Genomic DNA, 2,129 nt, shown 5'->3' on the forward strand with positions numbered 1-2,129 from the left:
CTGCCGAGGAGAGCGTCGAATGCCGTGGAAGAATCAGGGCGGTGGCCCATGGGGCTCGGGTCCAAAGGGACCATGGGGCTCAGGCCCGCAACCGGTCGGGCCGAGGCCGCCGGATCTGGAAGACCTTCTGCGGCGTGGCCAGGACCGCCTCCAGCAGATCATGCCGGGTGGCTATTTCTCTGGCGTCGGCATCACGCTGATCATCCTGATCATCGTCGCGTTCTGGCTGCTGTCGGGCTTCTTCCGCGTGCAGTCCGAAGAGCGCGGCGTCGTGCTGCGCTTCGGCAAGCATGTCCGCACCGTGGATCCGGGCCTGAATTATCATCTGCCCTATCCGATCGAGACAGTGCTGCTGCCCAAGGCGCTGCGCGTCTCGACCATCTCCATCGGCATGACGCTGATCGACGATCCGGCGCGGCGCGGCCGCTCCATTCGCGACGTGCCGGAAGAGAGCCTGATGCTCACCGGTGACGAGAACATCGTCGACGTCGACTTCACCGTGCTGTGGCGCATCAAGCCCGACACCGCCGGCGTCGGCGACTTCCTCTTCAACATCCAGAACCCCGAAGGCACCGTGAAGGCGGTCGCCGAGAGCGCGATGCGCGAGGTGATCGGCCGCTCGCAGATCCAGCCGATCCTCACCGGTGCACGCAACGTCACCGAACAGGGCGTGCAGGAACTGATCCAGAGGACTCTGGACAGCTACGGCGCCGGCATTCAGATCAGCCAGGTGCAGATGCAGAAGGTCGATCCGCCGGCGCAGGTGATCGACGCCTTCCGCGACGTGCAGGCGGCGCGCGCCAATCTCGAGCAGCTGCAGAACGAAGCACAGACCTACGCCAACCAGGTGGTGCCGCAGGCGCGCGGACGCGCGGCGCAGATCATGCAGGCCGCCGAAGGCTACAAGGAGCAGGCGGTTGCCGAGGCCAAGGGCCAGAGCTCGCGCTTCCTGAAGGTTTACGAGGAATACAAGAAGGCGCCCGACGTGACGCGTGAACGGATCTACCTGGAGACGATGGAGCGCGTGCTCGGCGGCGCGGACAAGCTCGTCTATGACGGCGGGCCCTCGGGCCAGGGCGTCGTGCCCTATCTGCCGCTCGGCGAATTGACGACGAAGCGGCCTCCTGCCGCCGGTCAGCAAACGGGCGGAGGCAGCCGATGAGGTCTCCGGTCACAGGTATCGTCACCCTCCTCGGGCTCCTGCTCGTCGTGATCGTCGGCTACATGTCGTTGTTCACGGTGCAGCAGACCGAGCAGACCATCGTGCTTCAGTTCGGCAAGCCCGTCGACGTCGTCACCGATCCCGGCCTGCACTTCAAGGCGCCGTGGAACTCGGTGATCAACATCGACAAGCGGATCCTCGATCTGGAGAACCCGTCGCAGGAAGCGATCGCATCCGACCAGAAGCGGCTCGTGGTGGACGCCTTCGCGCGCTATCGCATCAAGGATGCGCTGCGCTTCTATCAGAGCGTCGGTTCAATCCAGGCCGCCAACATCCAGCTCACCACGCTTCTGAACGCGGCGCTGCGCCGCGTGCTCGGCGAGGTCACCTTCATCAACGTGGTGCGGGACGACCGCGAGAAGCTGATGCTGCGCATCCGCGACCAGCTCGATCGCGAGGCCGACGGTTACGGTATCCAGGTCGTCGACGTCCGGATCCGGCGCGCCGACCTGCCGGAGCAGAACAGCCAGGCGGTCTACCAGCGCATGAAGACGGAACGCGAGCGGGAAGCCGCCGAGTTCCGGGCGCAGGGCGGCCAGAAGGCACAGGAGATCCGTTCCAAGGCCGACCGCGAGGCGACCGTGATCGAGGCGGAAGCCAGGTCGCTGGCCGAGCAGACCCGCGGCGTCGGCGACGCCGAGCGCAACCGCCTGTTCGCGGAAGCCTACGGCAAGGATGCCGACTTCTTCGCCTTCTACCGGTCGATGACGGCCTACGAGAACGGGCTGAAGTCGAATGACACCCGCTTCCTGCTGCGGCCGGACTCGGATTTCTTCCGGTTCTTTGGTAACCCGTCCGGCAAGGCGGCGACCGCGACGGCAAAGCCGTAAGCCTGACAAGGGCGGCAGATCTGGCCGCCCTTCGTCCAGAAGAACAGCATAACGGGAGGTTCCAATCCGATGAGGTC

2 protein-coding genes are annotated in these 2,129 nt (G+C 65.5%); both read left to right on the forward strand.

Going from position 1 to position 2,129, the window contains the following annotated elements; translation table 11 throughout:
* Positions 1 to 19 precede the first annotated feature (19 nt).
* The gene (gene hflK, locus AC1D00_RS38110) at positions 20 to 1,162 is read left to right on the forward strand and encodes an FtsH protease activity modulator HflK (RefSeq protein ID WP_404553763.1); all 1,143 of its coding nucleotides are present in this window, start codon (positions 20 to 22) and stop codon (positions 1,160 to 1,162) included.
* Positions 1,159 to 2,052 (forward strand): protease modulator HflC, encoded by an 894-nt coding sequence (hflC, locus tag AC1D00_RS38115; protein WP_135175922.1) that lies wholly within the window; start codon positions 1,159 to 1,161, stop codon positions 2,050 to 2,052. The genes hflK and hflC overlap by 4 nt, the downstream gene beginning before the upstream one ends.
* Positions 2,053 to 2,129: the final 77 nt, after the last annotated feature.

It is taken from the genome of Bradyrhizobium sp. P2_E8 (assembly GCF_056403875.1).